The organism is Pyxidicoccus sp. M6, from assembly GCF_055568925.1.
The window spans coordinates 7,686,812-7,705,417 of sequence record NZ_CM145714.1 but is presented as its reverse complement, the minus strand read 5'-3'; the positions used below and the strand labels follow the sequence as shown (position 1 = coordinate 7,705,417).

The 18,606-nt window shown below is 69.2% G+C and carries 14 protein-coding genes and 1 pseudogene; 8 read left to right on the top strand and 7 right to left on the bottom strand.

The genetic code is table 11. From position 1 onward, the window contains the following. Positions 1-62: 62 nt before the first annotated feature. A complete protein-coding gene (locus ACVTJA_RS30290; protein WP_465824963.1) occupies positions 63-674 on the top strand; it encodes a LysE family translocator in 612 nt (203 codons plus the stop codon). Positions 675-686: 12 nt separating this feature from the next. Here ACVTJA_RS30290 and ACVTJA_RS30285 read toward each other — a convergent pair whose 3' ends face one another. After that, positions 687-2,363, bottom strand: a complete 1,677-nt coding sequence (locus ACVTJA_RS30285) for a carboxylesterase family protein (protein WP_465824961.1) — start codon at positions 2,361-2,363, stop codon at positions 687-689. 268 nt (positions 2,364-2,631) lie between these two features. Here ACVTJA_RS30285 and ACVTJA_RS30280 point away from each other — a divergent pair, with 268 nt between their 5' ends. From ACVTJA_RS30280 to ACVTJA_RS30270, 3 genes are all read left to right on the top strand, one after another. Beyond that, a complete protein-coding gene (locus tag ACVTJA_RS30280) occupies positions 2,632-4,425 on the top strand; it encodes a sigma 54-interacting transcriptional regulator (protein ID WP_465824959.1) in 1,794 nt (597 codons plus the stop codon). A gap of 62 nt (positions 4,426-4,487) precedes the next feature. Further along, the gene (locus tag ACVTJA_RS30275) at positions 4,488-8,267 is read left to right on the top strand and encodes an nSTAND1 domain-containing NTPase (protein WP_465824957.1); all 3,780 of its coding nucleotides are present in this window, start codon (positions 4,488-4,490) and stop codon (positions 8,265-8,267) included. Between the two features lie 531 nt (positions 8,268-8,798). Further along, complete coding sequence (locus ACVTJA_RS30270; protein WP_465824953.1) at positions 8,799-10,058, top strand: ADYC domain-containing protein; 1,260 nt, start codon at positions 8,799-8,801, stop codon at positions 10,056-10,058. On the opposite strand, the gene ACVTJA_RS30265 is transcribed toward ACVTJA_RS30270, so the two are convergent. From ACVTJA_RS30265 to ACVTJA_RS30255, 3 genes are read right to left on the bottom strand one after another with little or no spacing between them, the layout of a single operon-like run. Beyond that, complete coding sequence (locus tag ACVTJA_RS30265; protein WP_465824950.1) at positions 10,055-10,867, bottom strand: nucleotidyl transferase AbiEii/AbiGii toxin family protein; 813 nt, start codon at positions 10,865-10,867, stop codon at positions 10,055-10,057. The two genes, ACVTJA_RS30270 and ACVTJA_RS30265, sit on opposite strands and share 4 nt — an antisense overlap. Continuing rightward, positions 10,864-12,048 carry a non-canonical purine NTP pyrophosphatase gene (locus tag ACVTJA_RS30260; protein WP_465824948.1) on the bottom strand — a complete coding sequence of 395 codons (1,185 nt, stop codon included), beginning with the start codon at positions 12,046-12,048 and terminating at the stop codon, positions 10,864-10,866. The genes ACVTJA_RS30265 and ACVTJA_RS30260 overlap by 4 nt, the downstream gene beginning before the upstream one ends. A gap of 12 nt (positions 12,049-12,060) precedes the next feature. After that, on the bottom strand, positions 12,061-12,813 hold the full coding sequence (locus tag ACVTJA_RS30255) for an RNA ligase family protein (protein WP_465824946.1): 753 nt from the start codon (positions 12,811-12,813) through the stop codon (positions 12,061-12,063). Positions 12,814-13,001: 188 nt separating this feature from the next. On the opposite strand from ACVTJA_RS30255, the gene ACVTJA_RS30250 reads away from it, so the two are divergent. Beyond that, entirely contained in the window at positions 13,002-14,723 is a 1,722-nt protein-coding gene (locus tag ACVTJA_RS30250; RefSeq protein WP_465824944.1) for a lamin tail domain-containing protein, read from the top strand. Here the strand turns inward: ACVTJA_RS30250 and ACVTJA_RS30245 are convergent. Then, positions 14,720-15,574 (bottom strand): helix-turn-helix domain-containing protein, encoded by an 855-nt coding sequence (locus ACVTJA_RS30245; RefSeq protein ID WP_465824942.1) that lies wholly within the window; start codon positions 15,572-15,574, stop codon positions 14,720-14,722. The genes ACVTJA_RS30250 and ACVTJA_RS30245 overlap by 4 nt on opposite strands. Before the next feature lie 177 nt (positions 15,575-15,751). Here ACVTJA_RS30245 and ACVTJA_RS30240 point away from each other — a divergent pair, with 177 nt between their 5' ends. Both ACVTJA_RS30240 and ACVTJA_RS30235 read left to right on the top strand, forming a co-directional pair. Then, positions 15,752-16,165, top strand: a complete 414-nt coding sequence (locus tag ACVTJA_RS30240; protein ID WP_465824940.1) for a RidA family protein — start codon at positions 15,752-15,754, stop codon at positions 16,163-16,165. A gap of 155 nt (positions 16,166-16,320) precedes the next feature. Continuing rightward, positions 16,321-16,947, top strand: a complete 627-nt coding sequence (locus tag ACVTJA_RS30235) for a DUF7710 domain-containing protein (protein ID WP_465824938.1) — start codon at positions 16,321-16,323, stop codon at positions 16,945-16,947. 102 nt (positions 16,948-17,049) lie between these two features. Here ACVTJA_RS30235 and ACVTJA_RS30230 read toward each other — a convergent pair whose 3' ends face one another. Further along, positions 17,050-17,265, bottom strand: coding sequence for an LCCL domain-containing protein (locus ACVTJA_RS30230; protein WP_465840543.1), 216 nt, complete (start codon positions 17,263-17,265; stop codon positions 17,050-17,052). Between the two features lie 90 nt (positions 17,266-17,355). Continuing rightward, positions 17,356-17,906: pseudogene (locus ACVTJA_RS30225) on the bottom strand (M57 family metalloprotease); the annotation flags it as partial. 151 nt (positions 17,907-18,057) lie between these two features. On the opposite strand from ACVTJA_RS30225, the gene ACVTJA_RS30220 reads away from it, so the two are divergent. Beyond that, positions 18,058-18,603: a DUF2378 family protein gene (locus ACVTJA_RS30220; RefSeq protein WP_465824935.1), complete on the top strand. Its 546-nt coding sequence runs from the start codon at positions 18,058-18,060 to the stop codon at positions 18,601-18,603. The last annotated feature ends 3 nt before the right edge of the window (positions 18,604-18,606 follow it).

Sequence of the window (18,606 nt, the reverse complement as noted above, 5' to 3'; positions counted from 1 at the left end):
TCGAAACGGTGTTTGTCGTGCGCAGTGAAACGCGCGACGCACGCGCGAGGGAGTCGGCGCACATGACAGCGGAAGTGTGGTGGTTGTTCCTGGGCTACACGGTGCCCATGGTGTTCAGTCCCGGACCGGGCAACACGGTGCTCGCCACGGCGGGCGGGCGCTTCGGCATCCGGGGCTCGCTGGCCTTCTGGCTCGGCTTCGAGGTGGCCAACGTCGCGCTCTGCGCCCTCTATGGCTTCGGGCTGGGGCGCGTGCTGCACGGAATCCCCTGGCTGCACCCGGTGCTGAAGTGGGGCGGGGTGGTGTACCTGCTCTACCTCGCGTGGGGCTTCTTCCGCTCCACCGCGTCGTCCGGTGGTGTGAGCGAGGAACCGGCGCGGCTCGGGTACGGCGAGGGCTTCCTGGTGGTCGCCCTCAATCCGAAGATCCACTCGATGGTTGTGGTGATGTTCTCCCAGTTCCTGGACCCGGCGCGCCCGCTGTTCACACAGACGGCGATGCTCTCGGTGGCGTTCCTCGCCGTCTGCGTGGTGTGCCACTTCCCATGGATTTATGGAGGGAAGCTCATCCTGGGACGCTTCCGCTCCGAGCGCGCCATGCGCATCCAGGGCTGGACGTTCGGTCTCTGCATGCTCGCCGTCGCCGGCTACGTGGCCTTCGTGGCTCCGGCGTGAGCCGCGTTGCGGCTACGGCTTGTGCTGCGCGAGCAGCCAGTTCCAGACCTGCGGGTCCTTGTACATGCGGTCCCAGATTTCGTGGCCGCCAGCGTCGTACAGCGTGAAGAGCACGGGCTTCGCGGGCCCCGCGCCCGTCGAGTCCGTGGCCGTCTGCCCGTTGACCCACTCCCACTTGCCCGTGGCCGGTCGGAAGAACGCGGTCTGCCAGGCCGCCGGCGCGGTGTATGTGTCCAGCACTCCGCCCGTGCCGCCCATCGCCTTGCCCAGCTCGGTGAACCAGCTCGCGGTAGCCGTGTACAGGATGGTGCCGTCATTCTTCGCGTGGGCCGACCAGATGGCGAGTCCCCCGGCAATCATCTCTGAGGCGTCGGTGGCATTCGCGCCCCAGGAGCCTCCGCAGACGGGGAGGATGGCCGCGAGCTTCGTCGGGAAGATGGACGCGTAGTCCCACGTGCCACTGCCGCCCAGGCTGAGCCCCGTCAGGTAGACGCGCTTCCGGTCGGTCTTGTACTTCGCCAGGATGAATTCGATGAACGGGTCCAGGTAGTACTGCATCTCGTACGCGCTCCACTGACCGTTCGGGCCCGTCTGGGGCGACACGAGGATGAAGGGGAAGTCCTTCCCCTCGTTGTCGATGAGCCGCTGCGGGCCCTGCTGCCGCACCCAGGGGAGCTGCGTGGGACCGCCGTCGCCTCGCTGCCCGACGCCGTGCAGGAAGAAGACGATGGGCCAGTTCGAGCCCGCCTCGTAGCCGGGTGGCAGGTAGACGACGTGGCCGAAGCCTCCGGGAGTGGAGGACGACTTGTAGACCTCAATCGTGGTGCCTCGCCCGCTCGGCGGGGGGTTCACCGTCACCTTCGTCTTCGACGAGGCGCTGGCTCCGTCGTCATCGGTGACGGTGAGCTGGAACTCATAGACACCCGTGACGAGCCCCGACGCCGTGGCTGTGAGTGACGTGGCATTGGCGAGCGTCGCGGTGCTCGGCCCGGAGAGCTGCGTCCACTGGCGGGCGGCGATGGTGCCGTCGGCGTCGCTCGCCGTGCCGGAGAGCGTGGCCGACGCGGTGGGCAGCGTCACCGTCTGGTCCGTGCCCGCGGAGACGGTGGGCGCCTGGTTCGCTGGAGGCTGGCCATCGACGGGGGCGCCGTAGATGACGAGTTCATTCACGCTCGCGAACATGTTCCGCGTGAAGCGGACGTAGCGGGTGCGCGCGGTGATGGGGAAGAGCTTCCACCGCTCGTACAGATTCGTCGGGAACGTCACGACGGAGGTCCACGCACCCGGCGAGCCCACGTCGAAGTATGCGGTGTCGGAGTTGAACGTGTCGAAGACGCCGACCTCAGTCACGTCGTACTCCTGGCCGAGGTCGACGTAGAACCCCATCGGATAGTCCGTGCCCACCCAGCTCGGGGTCGACCATTCGGTGGCTGGCTTGAAGGTCGACCCCGCGCGTGGGTCGCCAATCAGCGTCTGCTCGTCGAAGAGGGCGTCGTAGTTGCCCTTCGCCGGGCGCACCGTGTCGAGGTGCACCATGGACGGCGTGATGATGATCAACGCGCTCGGGGCCAGGGCGAGGGGCTGCTGGGCCACCTGCGATTCCTGCGCGTCGCCGGGCTCCGCGCACCCGGACAGCGCTCCCGCGAGCACGCCGGACAGAAGGAACTGCGTCCATCGATTCCGTGTCATCCCGTTGCCCTCCTCGAACTTGAAGCCGTTCGAGGAGCAAACCACGGACCGTACCGATTGTGCATGAATTCAATGATTTACAAGCTTGACAGGAAGTCTACCTGGCGATGGTCCCCTCAAGCTCCATCCACTCGCGCGGCACCGGCGTGGACGGAGCTGTGCAAGGCTTGCACAGGGGCGCGTGCCCGGTCGTGCTGGCATTGCATACCGTGCAGCTCTTGCCGTAGGGCAATTGCCCGCGTTTCACCCGCCCGGGCATCCTGGGGCCATGTCGTCGCGAGACCTGGTCGAGACCGAGGATGCACGGCGCTCCAAGGCGGAGGCGCCTGTTTCCGAGGCGCGCCAGTACCTGCTCGTCGTGGAGGGGAACACGTCCTCCGTGCACCCGCTGCCGCGCTCCGGCTCGCTGCTCATCGGCCGGAGCTCCTCCGCGGACATCGCCGTGGAAGACACGTCGGTGAGCCGCCAGCACGCGCGGCTCGTGATGGAGGCGGGTGAGGTCTTCATCTCCGACCTCGACAGCCACAATGGCATCCGCGTCAACGGCGAGCGGACCGAGGGAAGCCAGGTGCTCCAGACGGGAGACGTGGTGACGCTCGGCAACGTCACCCTCGTCTTCCATGGCGAGTCCGCGCGTCCACCGACGCGGACGCTGCTGGAGGTGCCAGCGCTGCGCGCCCGGCTGGCCGAGGAACTGGAGCGGGTGCGCAGCTACGAGCGCGCGGTGAGCGTCCTCGTGCTGGAGCCGGGAATTTCCAGTGCGCCGCTGGAAGAGCTGACGCGCGCGTTCGGCGAGGGGCTGAGGCTGATGGACTTCGTGGGGCGGAGCGGCTCCTCGCTGGCGGTGGTGCTGCCAGAGCTGGACGGCGACGACGCCGAGGCCACTGCCTCGGGGGTGCTGGACTCGCTCGCTTCGCTGGCACCCCAGGTCCGCGCGGGTCTTGCCATGTCGCCACATGATGGACTGAACACGGAAGCTTTGCTGTCCGCCGCGCGGGCCGCGGCACTGGCGGCGGTCCCTGGAGGTCTGCGCGTCAGTGCGCCGGACCTCCACCGGTTGCAACTGGGCGAGCGCTCCGTGGTGGTGGCGGACGCCTCCATGGTGCGCCTCTTCGATCTGCTGCGGCGCCTCGCGGCGAGCCCGCTCCCGGTGCTCATCCATGGCGAGACGGGCGCGGGAAAGGAGAACGCCGCGTGGGCCGTGCACCACTGGTCCGCCAGGGCGGAGCGGCCCTTCGTCGCGGTCAACTGCGCCGCGCTCCCGGAGAGCCTCGCGGAGAGCGAGCTGTTCGGCCACGAGCGCGGCGCCTTCTCAGGCGCGGACCGCGCACGCGCGGGCGTGCTGGAGCGCGCCAGCGGAGGCACCCTGTTCCTGGACGAGGTGGCGGAGCTTTCCCTTCCCATCCAGGCCAAGCTGCTGCGCGCGTTGGACCAGCAGCGCATCACCCGCCTCGGAGACTCACGCGAGCGCGAGGTGGACCTGCGGCTGGTGGCCGCTACGCACCGCGTGCTCGTGGACGAGGTGAAGGCCGGACGCTTCCGGCAGGACCTGTTCTTCCGTCTGTCCGCCGCGGTGGTGGTGCTGCCCCCGCTTCGTGAGCGCCCCCGTGAGCTGCCGCTGCTGGCGCGCGCCTTCCTGGAGGCCGCGTGTGCTCGCTCGGGCCGTCCCGTGCCGCGGCTCTCCGCCTCCACCATGGACGCACTGGCCGCGCACGGCTGGCCGGGCAACGTGCGCGAGCTGAAGAACGCCATGGAGTACGTGGCCGCCACTGCGTCGGGCTCCCTCGTCGAGCTGTCACACCTTCCCGAGTCCGTGCGCCCCGGTAGCTCCGCGCCCGAGGAAACGCTGGAGGCGCAAAACACGGTCGCGCCCGCTCCGCCTCGGAGCTACCCATCTCTCGCGGAGGAGCTGCGGGCGCTGGAGCGGCAGCGGATGGTGGAGGCCCTGGAGGCTACGGGCGGAGTGCAGACACGCGCCGCGCAGCGCATCGGCATGCCCCTGCGCACCTTCGCGTTCAAGCTCAAGCAGTACCGCATCCCTTCGCGTACGCAGAAGTCGTGACGCGCCGGAGTCGCGCTCCGGGGCGATTCGAGGGCCACCCATGGCGCCGATAGAGTGGCGTCATGCGGCCCGCGTCCGTGCCCTGGCATCCTCCCGCCACCTTCGGTGAGTACCGCCTCCTGCACCCGATTGGGCGAGGGGCCATGGGCGAGGTCTACGTCGCACACGACACGCTGCTGGACCGGCGGGTGGCGGTGAAGTTCCTCTCCGGCGTGTCGCCCGATGCGGCGCAGCGGGAGCGGTTTCGCACCGAGGCTCGTGCCATCGCCCGCGTGCGGCACCCCAACGTGGTGGACGTCCACCGCGTGGGCGAGGTCCAGGGCCGGCCCTACCTCGTGTCCGAGTGGGTGAACGGAGAAAGCCTGGACCGGCTGCCCCGGCCACAGCCGTGGCAGCGCGTGCTCTCGCTTGGAATCGGGCTGGCAAGGGGCCTGTCCGCCGCCCATCGGCGCGGCGTGCTCCACCGCGACATCAAGCCCGCGAACGCGATGCTGACCGGGGAAGGCGAGGTGAAGCTCCTCGACTTCGGCGTGGCCAAGCTGCTGGGCGTGACGGGGGCCGTGAGCCCGGCGCCGCACGAGGCGCGCGTTCCAGGCACCCAGGTGCGCGACACCGTGGACGCCGCGGAGACGGCGACCGTGGAGCCCACGCTCCGAACCGGGCCCGGACCGCTTCCTGCCACCGGGCGCATCGGCACTCCGCTGTACATGGCGCCGGAGGTGTGGCGCGGCGAGCCGGCCACCGCGCGCAGTGACCTGTACTCGCTCGGGGTGCTGCTCTACGAGCTGTGCTGCGGCGCGCCTCCGCATCCGGCCGACTCGGTGGCGACGCTTCGTGAGGCCGTGCTCGGTCAGCCCTTCATCCCGCTGCGTCAGGTGGCGCCGGAGGTGGAGCCCGCCTTCGATGCCATCCTCAGCCGCTGTCTGTCGCGAGAGCCGACCGAGCGCTTCGTCTCGGCGGACGCGCTCCGCGAGGCACTGGAGGCGTTGCAGGAACGTGCGCGCGAGGATTCCGGTCCGCGTGAGCGTCCGTATCCGGGGCTCCACTCCTTCACCGCGGCCGAGCGTGCGACCTTCCTCGGGCGCGCAGCGCACGTGCGCGCCGTGCTCGACCGGCTCCGCGCGGAGCCGTGGGTGCTGGTGGCGGGAGACTCCGGCGCGGGCAAGTCCTCGCTGTGTCGCGCAGGCGTGCTGCCCCGAGTGGCCGAGGGGGCGCTGGGCGCTCCATGGCTGGTGTGCGAGGTGCTCCCCGGGCGCAGGCCCGTGCGCTCCCTGGTGACGGCGCTGGCGCTGCTGCCTGGACTGCGGGAAGCGGAGTTGCACGAGTCCCTTCGGGAGTCACCGGTGGAGCTGGCGCGGCGGGTACTCGCGGCCTGTGGAGCGAGGGGGCTCCTGGTGTTCGTGGACGCGCTCGAGGAGCTGCTGACGCAGGCCGCGCCGGAAGACGCGGAGCGCTTCATCGAAATCCTCGTGGCGCTCACGGGCACCGGCTCCCGGCTGCGCGTGCTGGCCACCGCGCGGGGAGACTTCCTCGCGCGCCTCGCGGACGTGCCCGGGATGAGCGAGCACCTGTCGGCCGGGCTGTACCTGCTCCCGCACCTGGACGAGGCCGGGCTGCAAGAGGCCATCGTCGGTCCCGCGCGGGCGCAGGGCTTCACCTTCGAGAGTGACGCGATGGTGGACACCCTGGTGGCCGCGGGGCGTGGCGACGGGGGGCTGCCGCTCCTGCAGTTTACGCTGGCGGAGCTGTGGGAGCGCAGGGACCGGGAGCGCAAGTTGGTGCCGTCGGCCGCGCTGGAGACGCTGGGAGGTGTGGAGGGGGCGCTCGCGCGCTATGCCGATGGCGTCCTCGCGGGGATGCGGCCCTGGCAGCGGGAGGCGGCACGGAGGCTGTTGCCCCAGCTGGTGCTGGAGGAGGGAACGCGCGCACGGCGAACGCGCACCGAGCTGATGGGAGGGCAGGGCGCGGCGCGCGAGGCCCTGGAGGCGCTGGTGCGGGGACGCCTGCTGCTCGCGCGCGAGGCCGACGTGCCGGGCGAGGGCACCTACGAGCTGGCACACGAGGCGCTGGTTCGTGGCTGGGACACGTTGCGCGGCTGGCTCGCGGGAGACGCGGAGCTGCGCGCGTTGCGGCAGCGGCTCGAGCGAGCCTCCTCCGAGTGGCGCAGGCTGGGGGGCGCGGGTGAGGTCCTCTGGAGCGGGCGTCAGCTCGAGGAATCGTCGCGGCTGGAGGCCGATGCGCTGAGCCCGGGAGAGGTGGCCTTCCTGCGCGCGTCGAGGCGGGGCGTGTGGCGGCGACGCGCGGTGTGGGCCGGGGTGGTGGTGTTGCTGCCTCTCACCGCGGCCTGCGTGTACGGGGTGTCGGAGCTGCGCGAGGCTCGTTCACGGGCGCACAGGGTGGCGGAAGCACTGGCCACGGTGGACAGCTTGGAGCGTCGGGCCGAGGCGGAAGAAGGAGAGGTGGAGGCGCTTCGCCAGCAGGCCTTCGCCGCCTTCGACGCGAAGCGCGCGCCAGAGGCGGAGGCCACGTGGGCGCGAGCCCTGTCTCTCGAAGCGAACGTGGGGGATGCGCACGAGGAGGCCACGCGCGTGCTGGAGTCGGCGCTGCTGCGCGACGGGCAGCACCCGCTGCTGCGAGCACGCCTGGCCGAGGTGCTCCACCAGCGCATCCTGCTCGCCGAGCGCGACCGCCGCACCGAGGCTCGCGCATTGTTGGAGCAGCGCCTGGATGCCGTGGACGACGGGGGCGAGCACCGGCGTCGCTTGTCGGAGCCGGCGAGGTTGGACCTGGACACGGAGCCCTCCGGCGCGGAGGTGTGGATGGAGCGCTCCGTGAGCGAGGACGGCCGGCTGCACTGGTCCGCGCCCGAGCGGATGGGCGCGACACCGCTGGTGGACGCCGCGCTTCCTCCCGGCTCGTATCGCCTGACGTTCCGGACGCAGGGGCGGCCCGATGTCCGCTACCCGGTGTTGCTCGGGCGGGGAGAGCGCTTCCGCGCGCGCATCCCCATGCCGGCGACGGTGCCGGAGGGCTACGTCTACGTGCCTCCCGGGCGCTTCCTGTACGGCAGTGGAGACGACGAGCCCATCCGTCGCACCCTCGTGCGCACGCGCCCGCTTCATGAGGCGCACACCGGAGGCTTCTTCATCGCCCGTCACGAAGTGACGTACGCGGAGTGGCTCACGTTCCTGCGCACGCTGCCTCGCGAGGAGCGGTTCCTTCGGCGGCCCCTGGGCTCGAATCAGTTCGGCACCGTCGAATTGGTGGAGCGGGCTGATAGGACGTGGGAGTTGGTCATCACGCGTCCGGGGCACGTGCTGCGGGCGCGAGAGGGAGAGCGGCTCCAGTACCCGGAGCGCTCGCGGCTCGCGTCGCAGGACTGGCTGCGCTTCCCGGTGTCCGCCATCTCCTGGGAGGACGCGCGGGCGTACGTGGCCTGGCTGGACCGCACCGGACGCCCGCGAGGCGCCCGGCTCTGTGGCGAGCTGGAGTGGGAGCGCGCGGCGCGAGGCGCGGACGGGCGCGATTACCCGCATGGTCAGCGCCTGGATCCAGGGGACGCCAATGTCGACATCACCCACGGCCGCCGGGCGCTCGCATTCGGCCCGGACGCAGTGGGTTCGTACCCGGTGTCGGACAGCCCCTTTGGCGTGGCGGACCTCGCCGGCAATGTCTGGGAGTGGATGGTCACCACGCCGCGGGACGGAACGGCGGCCTATGGCGGTGGCTCGTTCTACCAGGACGTCATGACGGCTCGGAGCCTCAACCACGGAGACGGCGAGCCGCTCATGCGCAATCCGTTCGTCGGGCTCCGGGTCTGCGCGGAACCCCCTTCGTCTTGAGCTGTGCGCTGAGGGCACGTGCCTTGCTTTGGAGCGAGGGGGCTCGAATTCCCGAGCCGAGAAGGAGCGGGGATGTCATTTCCCAAGATGAAGACCTGGCGCTGGCTGGCCGGGCTCGTGGTTCTGTGTATGGGCTTGAGGGCTCGCGCGGACCCTCCACCGACGAACAGCGAGCAGGGCACGCGGCTTCATGGCACCGTGGACCCGGAGCTGGAGCACCTCAACATCCCACTCGCGAACTTCCAGCCGCCGCCGAATTTCAATCGAGGCAAGTCACGCTTGTCTAGCACCCCAGGGTCGGGGCCGCGCTTGAACCCGGCAATCTGTAGAAACGCTCTTACACTCAACACGGGCACGCTCAGCATTGCGCCGCGCTGTCTTTCGGCCACACCGACAGAAAGCGATGCAAGGGCGGTCACGGGAGCTACACTCCTCGCGCCTCTCGATGGGGAGGTAGTGCGGCTCGTCATCCGGGATGTGCAAGCCCACAATCCCTTCCCCTTCGACGGAGGGCCTAGAACGCGGCCCCCCATGCCGGAATGGGAGTACCAGGTAGGGCATGAGCTGAAGGATGGAGCCTGCGCTCCGGGCAAAAACTGGAGCGATAAATGCGTGCCCCTCTGTCCGAATAATGGCTATGCGCTGGCGGTGCCGAACGCGTGGTCGATGTCCGGCGAACTCTATAAGAACCCGAGCTACTTCACCTTCGCCTGTGTGCCGCCCTCCGCGAGAGAGACGCTACTCACCGGGGGCGGAGTCATCGCGAAGTGCATTGACTGGGGCTTCCCGCCCTGGGGACCTGAAACGCAGTTGAAGGAGGCACTCCGGCTCCACCAAGCCTGTGTCCGAATGGCCACCGCGGATTACTGTGGCGAAGGCCGGGCGAATACCATCGATGGCACCCCCCTCACCTTCCTGGACTTGAGGACCGTCTCCGAGACGAATTTGAAGAGCGTCCCCCCGGAGGAACTGGAGCTCGGGGGAGGTCAGCTTGAGGCGGCCTGGGTGCTGGAGGGAGATTGTGGCAGGACCCGGCCACTCTGCCTCGGAAAGAAGCGTTGGAATAGCCTGCCGCTGGACGCGGCTTGCATGGACCGTGAATCCGTCGAGCGGATGGCCATGAAAACCCAATTCTCGGGGGGCCCCATTACCTGCGAGAAGCGGACCTTCGATGACCTGATTCACAACGGCGCGGTATTCCTCTCGTACTCACTACCCATCGACGCGGTGCTGGTGCGCTTTGGAGGAGGGGCAGATGACCCAATGTTGACCACGACTGCCGTCGAGCTGAAAGCAGGCCTGTTCAACTCCCTGGCCCCGAATTACACGGTGCTGCCCGAACTGAATGTGAAAGGTGAGTACTCCAAGCAGCTTGAGGTGGAAGGCGCCATCTTCAGCAAGAGCATCCCCGCCTCGCTCAGCAGCCGCTTGGAACTCATCCCGCTCTACCGTTGTAAGGACATGGGTTTGCAGCGACGTTTCGTCCTCACCAAGGGCAACTGCCCCAAAGGCTACACGCTGGACGGCGACGCGAAAGCGGCGTTGGAAGGCTATGTCTTCAATGGCGTGGATAAGGCGGCCAAGCAGCAAAGCCGGTTGCTTCAGGTTTGGGAGCACGCCACGAAAACGGGGACCTTCGCCGTCAGCACCGAGTGCCCGGAGGGATACAATCCGAATGGGGGGAAGCCCCTGGGGTTCCTGCCCGCAGTCGGGATGTTGCCGTCGAGGGTGTGGGCGGGGGCTCGAACAGGTGGCAGCGCGGCGGGCACCGGCACCGGGAAGACTCACTAAGAGGCCGTTTCCGGCACTCCGATGGGAAGCACCCGTGCTGCGTCCCACACCGGCCGCAGCGCGGAGGCCACGGCACTCACGACATCCGCCAGTGCCTCGGGCCGTCCCTCCGGTTGGCTGGCCCGGTAGCGCGCCCACTTCTCGTTGCTCCAAGGGCTCCGGCCGAACTCGCCCGCCATCAGCCGCTCCATCAACTCCACCGAATCTCCGCGCGACTCGAAGGCCAGCTTCAGTGCCCGAGGCAGCAGCGCCGTCTCCAGCTGCGCGTGCCGGGTGAGCAGGTACACGTCGAACAAGTCCTTCGGGCGGAAGCGGCCCTTTCCGCGCTCGAACAGGCCGTGCATCTTCCACGCGAGCAGCGTCTCCGGTCGGCACGCCAGCACGCGTGCCGCGCCACCCTCACCGACGTCGTACTCCGTCCACGTGGGACCCGGCTCCATCGGGTCGCCGAAGCCCGTGTCGATGCGCAGCTCGAACGCACCCTCCACCCCGGGCAGCCGCGTCTCCACGAAGACGCGCACGCCGGGGAACTTCGTCTCCGCCCAGATGACCTCGGACCTCAGCGCGCCGAAGGAGAACCCGTCGTCCACCTCGACACGGAGCACGGACTCCAACCGCCGCACCGTGTCCGCCGCGTCGAAGGGGAACTGCGCGAGGAAGTCCAAATCTTCCACGGGGCGCGGCACCGGGCCGCTCCACAGGCGCATCATCAGCCCGCCCCGCAGGACGAGCGTCTCCACCTCGGAGGAGCGCGCGAGGCGGCGCAACACCGCCGCCCCCGCGCGCAGGGGCAACTCATGGGCACTCACTTCGCATCCTCCAGCCAGCCACGGTCCATCCCGTGGTTCGAGTCGTAGACCGTCCACTCGCGCAGCCGCTGCGTCAGCGTCAGCCCCGTCCCCGACAGGTCCTCCAGTAGCGCGGTGAAGCGCGCATCCGCATTCGCGCGGCCCAGACCGTAGACACGCATCGTGACGAAGCGCTCCGACGCACCGTCCTCGCGCACCTTGCGCGCGTTGCGGGACAGGTGCGCGCCGTGCTTCTCGCACCGCGCCCGCAGCGCCTCCAGGCCCGTGTCTCCCGAGGGCAGCAGCGCCTTCACATGGAACTCGAAGTAGTTCGAGGGCTGTGCCTTCGCCGTCGCGTCGTCCTCGGGAATGTCCCGGTTCTTCCCCAGGGCCTCCAGCTTGAGGCGCGTGACGTCGAAGCCCTCCGCCGCGAGCGCGCGGGCCATGGTCTGCACCTCCTCGCGCGCCTGGCGGAGCGTGCCGTGGTGGTAGGAGGCCGTCATGGGCTGGAAGACCTCGGCGCCCCTGCCCAGCTCGATGAAGATGCACTTCACCGACGCTGCGTCGCAGAACGCGCGGAAGCGCCGGAGGTCCTCCTCCGAGCGCGCGGACACGGTGATGTGCGCCTCGTACGCGCCACCCTGCGACTGCGCGCGCAGCCGATCCGCCAGCTCCAGGTAGGGCCGATGCCGCATGTTGAGGAACCACTTGTTCCTGGGCATCTCGCCGAGCGTGCGCTGGAAGCCGTCCGGCAGCCACGCGCGGTCCCACCCGTAGCCGCCCTCGCCGCGAGGCTCCGCCAGCAGCGTGCCCTCGATGGCGTCCTCGAACAGGGCCACATTCTCGGGTTGGCCGTTCTCCGAGTACGCCACCGCCACACGCGTGCGGCCCCGGCGGCCACCGTGTGCCGCGAGGAAGGCGTGCTCGCCCATCGTGAGCATCTGTTTCTTGAAGCGCGCGCCTGTGAGCACGGGGCCGCCGTCCAGCTCCAGCGCCGTTGTCTCCACGAAGCAGGGCGCGCCGAGCTCGCGGTACGCCGCCAGCACCTTGCGCTTCGCCAGCGCCGCGAGGTCGAGGTGGGCCGACACGTCGTCGAGCCCCGGCAGCGCGAGCTTCTGCCACGTGACGTCGAGCCCCGCGAGCAGGCGGGCGACCTCGTCGGCTTTGAATTGATTCCCAGTGACGAAGAACGCACGTGTCACGGCCAGCACTCCCTACGTCGAAGACACCCCGGGTGCGGGGCGCCAGTTCCACACGGCGGGCCGTCCGGTGTTCTCAGGTAGGAGGCTGCCGTCCACCTTGTCCGGCCGTACATACTTGGCGAGAAACTCCACCCTGACACCCGCGCTCTCCCGCCGCTCCACCCGCCAGACGGCCCCTTCGACGGCATCCACGGCGCCATGTGAACCGCCCGCCTGGAGTCGCGTCAGCGCCGCGTCGATGCTCAGCGGTCCGCCCTCGTGCAGCACACCCGGAGTCACGAAGCCACCCGGACCGAGGCGCGCGGTGAGCTCGTGCCATGGCAGCCGCTCCGCGTCGCGCATCAGGTCGAAGGCGACGAAGGGCTCGTGTTTCAGCGCGTAGCGGGTGCCATGCGCGAGAGCCAGCCACTCGCCGACGACTCGCTCTCCCGGCTGGAGCACCGCGAGGAAACGTGCCGAATTTTCCGCGACCCACGCTGCCCACAGCCGACGTGCCTCGTTGGGTGACTGCGCCGCGAGGCGTCCCTCGCGCCCCAGCGCCAGCACCGAGTCCCCCACGCGCGCCGCGGCCACGCAGGAGCCGTCGAGCTTCTCCAGCACGACGACATGGTCTCTCGCGTCGCGGGTGCGCTCGGTGCACAGCCGCGCCAGCGCAGGAGAGAGGTGCCGGTCCGCCGGCCCCGTGCGCGAGCCAGGGAGGTGGGGAATGGAGCCATAGGCCTTTCGGCCCAGTGGACGGAAGTCCGGAGTGGGGTGCGGTTGCACCGGAGGGAGGCTACCACCGCGTGCCGTGTCGCCGGCCGGATGTATCACGTCCTCGAGGCGGAGTTCGCGACACCCATGTGACACGTCCATGGAGACGTGAACTTCGAGCGCCCAACAGGGTCCTTGCGGCGCCACACCGGCAGCATCAGATCCGCCGAGTTCCGCAGCACTCCGACAAGGACCCGCTCATGTCACGGTTGAAGTCCCTGCTGTTGTGTCTCTCGCTGGCCACCGCTTGTGGTGGCGACCCGTCCGCCTTCGTCTCCGAACCTCCGCTCGGCGAGCGCGAGGACGCCATCACCATCCCGTCCCGAGGCTTCTCCAGCACGCTGGATGTCGGGTGCTGGAACCTGGAGTACTTCGGCTCCACGTCTCACGGTCCCGCCGACGAGACGCTCCAGCTCCAGAACGCGCGAGACGTCATCCTCGGGGCCGACCTGGACCTCTGGGGCGTGGAGGAGATTGTCAGCGCCGCGCATTTCAACACGCTCGTCTCGCAGCTCCCCGGCTACGCGGGACTCCTCGGCAGTGACTCCATCGTGGTGGGCGGCAGCACGTACTACACGCCGGGCGAGCAGAAGGTGGGCTTCCTCTACAAGCCGTCCGTCGCCACCGTGCTGGGCGCGCGCGTCATCCTCACCGCGAATGCCACGCTCTTCGGCGGCCGGCCGCCGCTCGAGGTGCGGCTGCGCGTGAGCCTCAACGGGCACACCGAGGACCTCGTGGTCATCATCATGCACGCGAAGGCGCTGAGCGACGCGGATAGCTGGCAGCGGCGCGTGGAGGGCGCGCAGGCGCTCAAGGCGTACCTGGACAGCACGTGGCCCACGGCGAAGGTGCTCGTCATCGGCGACTTCAATGACGACGTGGACGTGTCCATCGCCTCCGGCTACGCGTCGCCGTACGAGAACTTCGTGGTGGACTCGGCGGACTACACGTTCCCCACGAAGGCGCTCTCCGACGCGAACCTCACGTCCACCGTGGGCTACAAGGCCGTCATCGACCACCACCTCGCCACGAACGAGCAGCAGGCGCTCCATGTGCCGGGCTCGGCCGAGGCGTACCGCGTGGACGCGTACATCCCCAACTACGACACGACGACCTCGGACCACTATCCGGTCCTCACGCGCTACACGTGGGGCAACGAGGACGCGGCGGTGAGCGTCACCTCGCCCAATGGCGGGGAGAGCTGGGCGGGCGGTGGCTCGGCGACCATCACCTGGATGGCGAACCAGGTGCCGACGGTGAAGCTGGAGTACTCGCTGAATGACGGCGGCAACTGGGCCCTCATCGGCACGGCGCCGGGCACGGCGGGCAGCTTCGCGTGGACGGTGCCGGACATCGCGACCTCGTCGGCCCGCGTGCGGGTGAGTGACGTGGCCAATGCGGCCATCGCGGACAGCAGCGACGCGGCGTTCACCATCACGTCCACGAACACGCCGGGCAACGTGGTGCTGCACGAGATTCTCGCCAACGAGATTGGCTCGGATGCCGGCACGGAGTTCATCGAGCTGCTCAACACGGGGGGCTCGCTGGTGGACCTCAGTGGATGGACGCTGTGGGATGCGACGGGGGTTCGGCACACCTTCGCCAGCGGCACCATCCTCGAGGCGGGGAAGGCGCTCGTGGTGTTCGGCAAGGCCGCGTCCATTCCGGCCGGTGTGAGCAACGCGGTGGGCGCGACGACGGGCGGACTGAGCCTCAACAATGGTGGAGACACCGTGACGCTCCAGAAGTCGGGCGGCACGGTGGTGTCCACGTATACGTATGCCGCGTCGCTCGCGGCGCAGGACGGCGTGTCGATGAACCGCAATCCGGATGGCAGCGCCACGGGCAGCTTCGTGCTCCACACGAGCCTGTCCACGAGCGGCGCGTCTCCGGGGACTCGCGCGAACGGCTCGGCGTTCTAACAGCGAGTCCAAGGTCGATTTGCGCGTCCCACCACCGACGACCCGTTGGCTGAGCGAGACAGAAGGGCTCGCCAGCCCTCGGGGCGCCGTACTGCGCTCGGGGTGAGGCCGAACTCCCGGCGGAATTGCGTGCACAGGTGCGCGTGGCTGGCGAAGCCACATTCCGCCGCCACCTGGGCGAGCGGTGCGGCCGTGTCGAGCACCCAGGCCAATGCGTGGCGCACGCGCAGGCGCTGCTGCATCCGGTGCACGGGCTCGCCGTGCACCGCGCTGAACGCCCGGCAGAGCGAGAACACAGAGACTCCAAAGGGAGCCGCCAGGGTGGTGAGAGACAGCCGCTCATCGAAGCGAAGCGCGAGTTGCTCGGCGACCGTCTCGGCCATCCTTCGCTGCCGTGGAGTTGTTCGCCGTGGAGCTCGGGCCGGGCCCGGGTCGAGGATGGTGCAAAGTTGCTCCTCCACCGCCAGCGGGTCAGTCCCCCTGTCCCGGCGCAGTTGCCGGGCCAGGATGTGCAGCCGCACGAAGCCCTCGACGGTGAGGGAGGCCCTGGGCCTTGCTCCATCCACGAGCGTCGAGGCGAGTGCCCCCGCGACGGTGAGGCAGACATCCCCACCGTCGTGGTGGAGGACGCGGTGGGGCTCCCGGTCGCGTGTGAAGAGCACCGTGGCCGGGTCTCCAGCGCACCGCACGCGGGCGCTCTGGAAGCGGAAGCGGCCCCGCAGCACGAGCCAGATGCGCTCGCCAGACAGCAGTCCCTCGCCGCGACTCCCGGCGTCCACGCCGTCGCACGCCACGAGGCACGCGTGCAGCGAGTCGGTGACCACTCGGCCGAGGCTGGTGAGGTGCGGCATGGGAGCGAGCACTCCGCGCAAGGACGTGAAAGCCAACGGCTGCGGGGTAGCGGTACATGCCTGGCCTGTCAACCCAAGGAGCCCGCCTTGCTTGTGCACCCACGGACCTTCGCCTCGACATGCTTCTGCCTCGTCCTCACAGGGTGTCTGTCGGGGCGTGCGAATCAGGAGTCATCCATGCGTACCGACACACCCCGAAGCCGCGGCATCGCCATTGCTTCCGGAGGGGCCTATTCGCTCGCCTACGAGGTGACGGGGCCCGCGCGCACGCTGTATATCGGCGGCCAGATTCCGGTCGCGCCGGACGGGAGCGTCCCGGAAGGCATCGAGGCGCAGGCCCGGCAGGTGTGGGCCAACATCGACGACCTGCTCGCCCAGGCCGGCATGGAGCGTCGTGACCTGGTGAAGGTCACGACCTATCTGAGCGACCGAAAGTACCGCGAGGTGAACGCGCGTGTGCGCCGCGAGGTGCTGGGTGAGCATCTGCCGACCCTCACCATCATCATCACGGGTATCTACGACCCGGCATGGCTGCTGGAGATCGAGGCCGTGGCCTCGCGACCTCTCATGCCGGAGCAGCTAGCGCGATGATCCGCTGACATCGCGCGGGGGAGCGCCACGCTTTCCGCGCAGGCCACGCTTCTTGTTCGGGCTCTTCGACCTCGTTCGAGAATCGTGAGCGTCGGTTTCGGTGCAGGTCCGGGAGCTCGGGGGCTACAGTGCCTGCTCCATCCCTTGGAGGATGCATGCGCCGCCTGAGCTTCCCGTACGTGATGCCTTTCGGCCGGTACGACTGGGTGGTGGAGTTCCCTGCCACCCGCGAAACACTAGCGCCGCTGGGACCGCCGAGCTTCATCGAAGAAGACCCGACCCGAACGGCCAGTGGGCGCGAGCTCTACTGGGGCTTCGAGCAGGAGGATGGGTTCCGCTTCTCCGTCGAATGGAGCGAGCCCATGGAATTTGCCTCGGTTCTTGCCGACCCGCCGGATGCAAAGCAGGTCATCGCGGCACTGCGAGCGCTTGGCATTGATGCGACCTTCGAGCAGCGACAGCTCCCGGAGGAACTCCAGCCGAAGCCGCGGCACGCTCGGGGCGCTGTCTGGGTGTTCACGGGGAAGGGGGCCACGCAGCCCACGGCGGTCTTCTCCAGGAAGCAGAGCGCTGATCGCTGGCTGGCGAAGACCGGCTTCTCGGGAGTGCTGGTCGCCTATCCGCTCGACTACTCGCGCTATGAGATCGAGCGGAGCTGCGACAGCCCGAACCTGCCTCCCGCCAACTCCGCCGAGGCGCAAGCGTTCGTCGGGACGCTCGGCGAGCGCTACGAGTATGTGGATGGCAGGCAGCTTCCAGGGACAGATGGGGCTGGGCTCTAGCGCGACGAAGTACCGCATGGGGGCTGTGCGGCCTCCACACCGGCCGGGCGCACAGCCCCCACGCTCAACGGGCCTCCCATTCGCCCGATGAGACGAGCCCTCCTACCACCGTCGAACGGAGTAGCTCCCCGGCCAGGAGCCGTAGGAGGACGTGGTGACGCCGTTGCGGGTGGAGCCCGTGTAGCTGCTCTGTCCCGGCTGGATGGTGACGACCACCGTCCCGCCCGTGGAAGGAATCGCACCGGCATGTACCGCGGCCACGCAGGCGTTCGAGTCATCGGTGTAGAGGTCCGTCCCCCAGACAGCCCCACCACTCACCGCGTCGCAGTTGCACGTAATCTGCGTCCCGTTCTGCCCACGGTACGACGTGAAGTTGTAGGTCGAGCAGCTCGCGACCCCACCGCCGGAGTAGAGGGCGTCCAGCGCGGTGATGTCGGAGCTGGTCCACTCGCCGGTCTCCGTCGTCCGGAAGCAGGAGTTCATGATCGCCCCGCCCACGGTGGCCGTGGTCGGCGTCCCGGTGATGTGGATGGCGCCCACGCCGGCATCGCCCTCGTCGCCGCCGATGCCGCAACTGATGCTGCGATTGTAGTAGTCCGTGTGGCGGAAGCCGATCGTGTGGCCCAGCTCATGGGTGATGACGTGCTCGTTCACGTCGACGCTGTAGCCATCCAGGCCGGTGCGATGTTGATGGTCGGGTAGGGCAGGCCTCCCGAGGGGAAGCCCGCGGAGCCGCCGGTGCCGGTCGTGGTCTGCGCGGTGATGTTCGCGGTACAGCCGGTGGTCGGTCCGCGCGCGAAGGTGAGCCGGAGACCCCGCTCGTTGTAGTTGGCGATGGCCAGGTCGAGACCCTGGCTCAGGCGGGGGGAGTTGTTGAAATCGGCGGTGGGGTTGACACAGATCTTCGTCACGCCCGTGCCGACGAGGTTGGTCGCGCGGTACTGCTCCTCGCTCCCTTCGGTCGCATCCGTGGTGCGTGCCGTGCCCACCCGACTGAAGTCGCAGACGCGGGGCACCGCTTGTGACTCCAGGCGCTTGCAATGTCCTCCGCCGGAGCCGAAGCAGGGCGCTCGCGACAGCGGAGATTCGCGGAGGCCTACGCTTACGGGCATGGCAGACCGCATCGTCTTCGAGCACACGGTGGAGGCGCTGTTCATCCGGGGCCTCGGCGAAAGGGTGACGCCGGAGCTGAAGGCCCGGCTCCGGGAGGAGGGCCTGGACCTGGACCGCAAGCTGCTGCCCGGCTACCCGCAGGCGCGCTTCACGCGGTGGTTGCAGTGCTCCGTCCGGGCACTGCACCCGGACGCGGCCGAGGAGGATGCCCTGAGCTGGCTGGGGGAGCGCCTCGTCGACGGGTACAAGGAGACGGCGGTGGGCAGCGCGCTGTTCGGCGTGCTGCGCCTCCTCGGCCCCCGGCGGATGCTGGAGCGGACGCAGAAGAACTTCCGTTCCGGCAACAGCTACACGGAGGTCCGCACCACCGTGCTCGGAGAGCGGGAGATGGAGCTGTGGATGAACGAGCTCGACATCGCCCGCCACTTCACCAAGGGCACCATGCTCGCGGGCATGCGGGCCTCCGGCGCGAAGGAGCCCCGCGTCGACGTGCTCCGCTATGACGGCGACGGCACCACGTACCGCGTGAGGTGGAGCGCGTAGCCG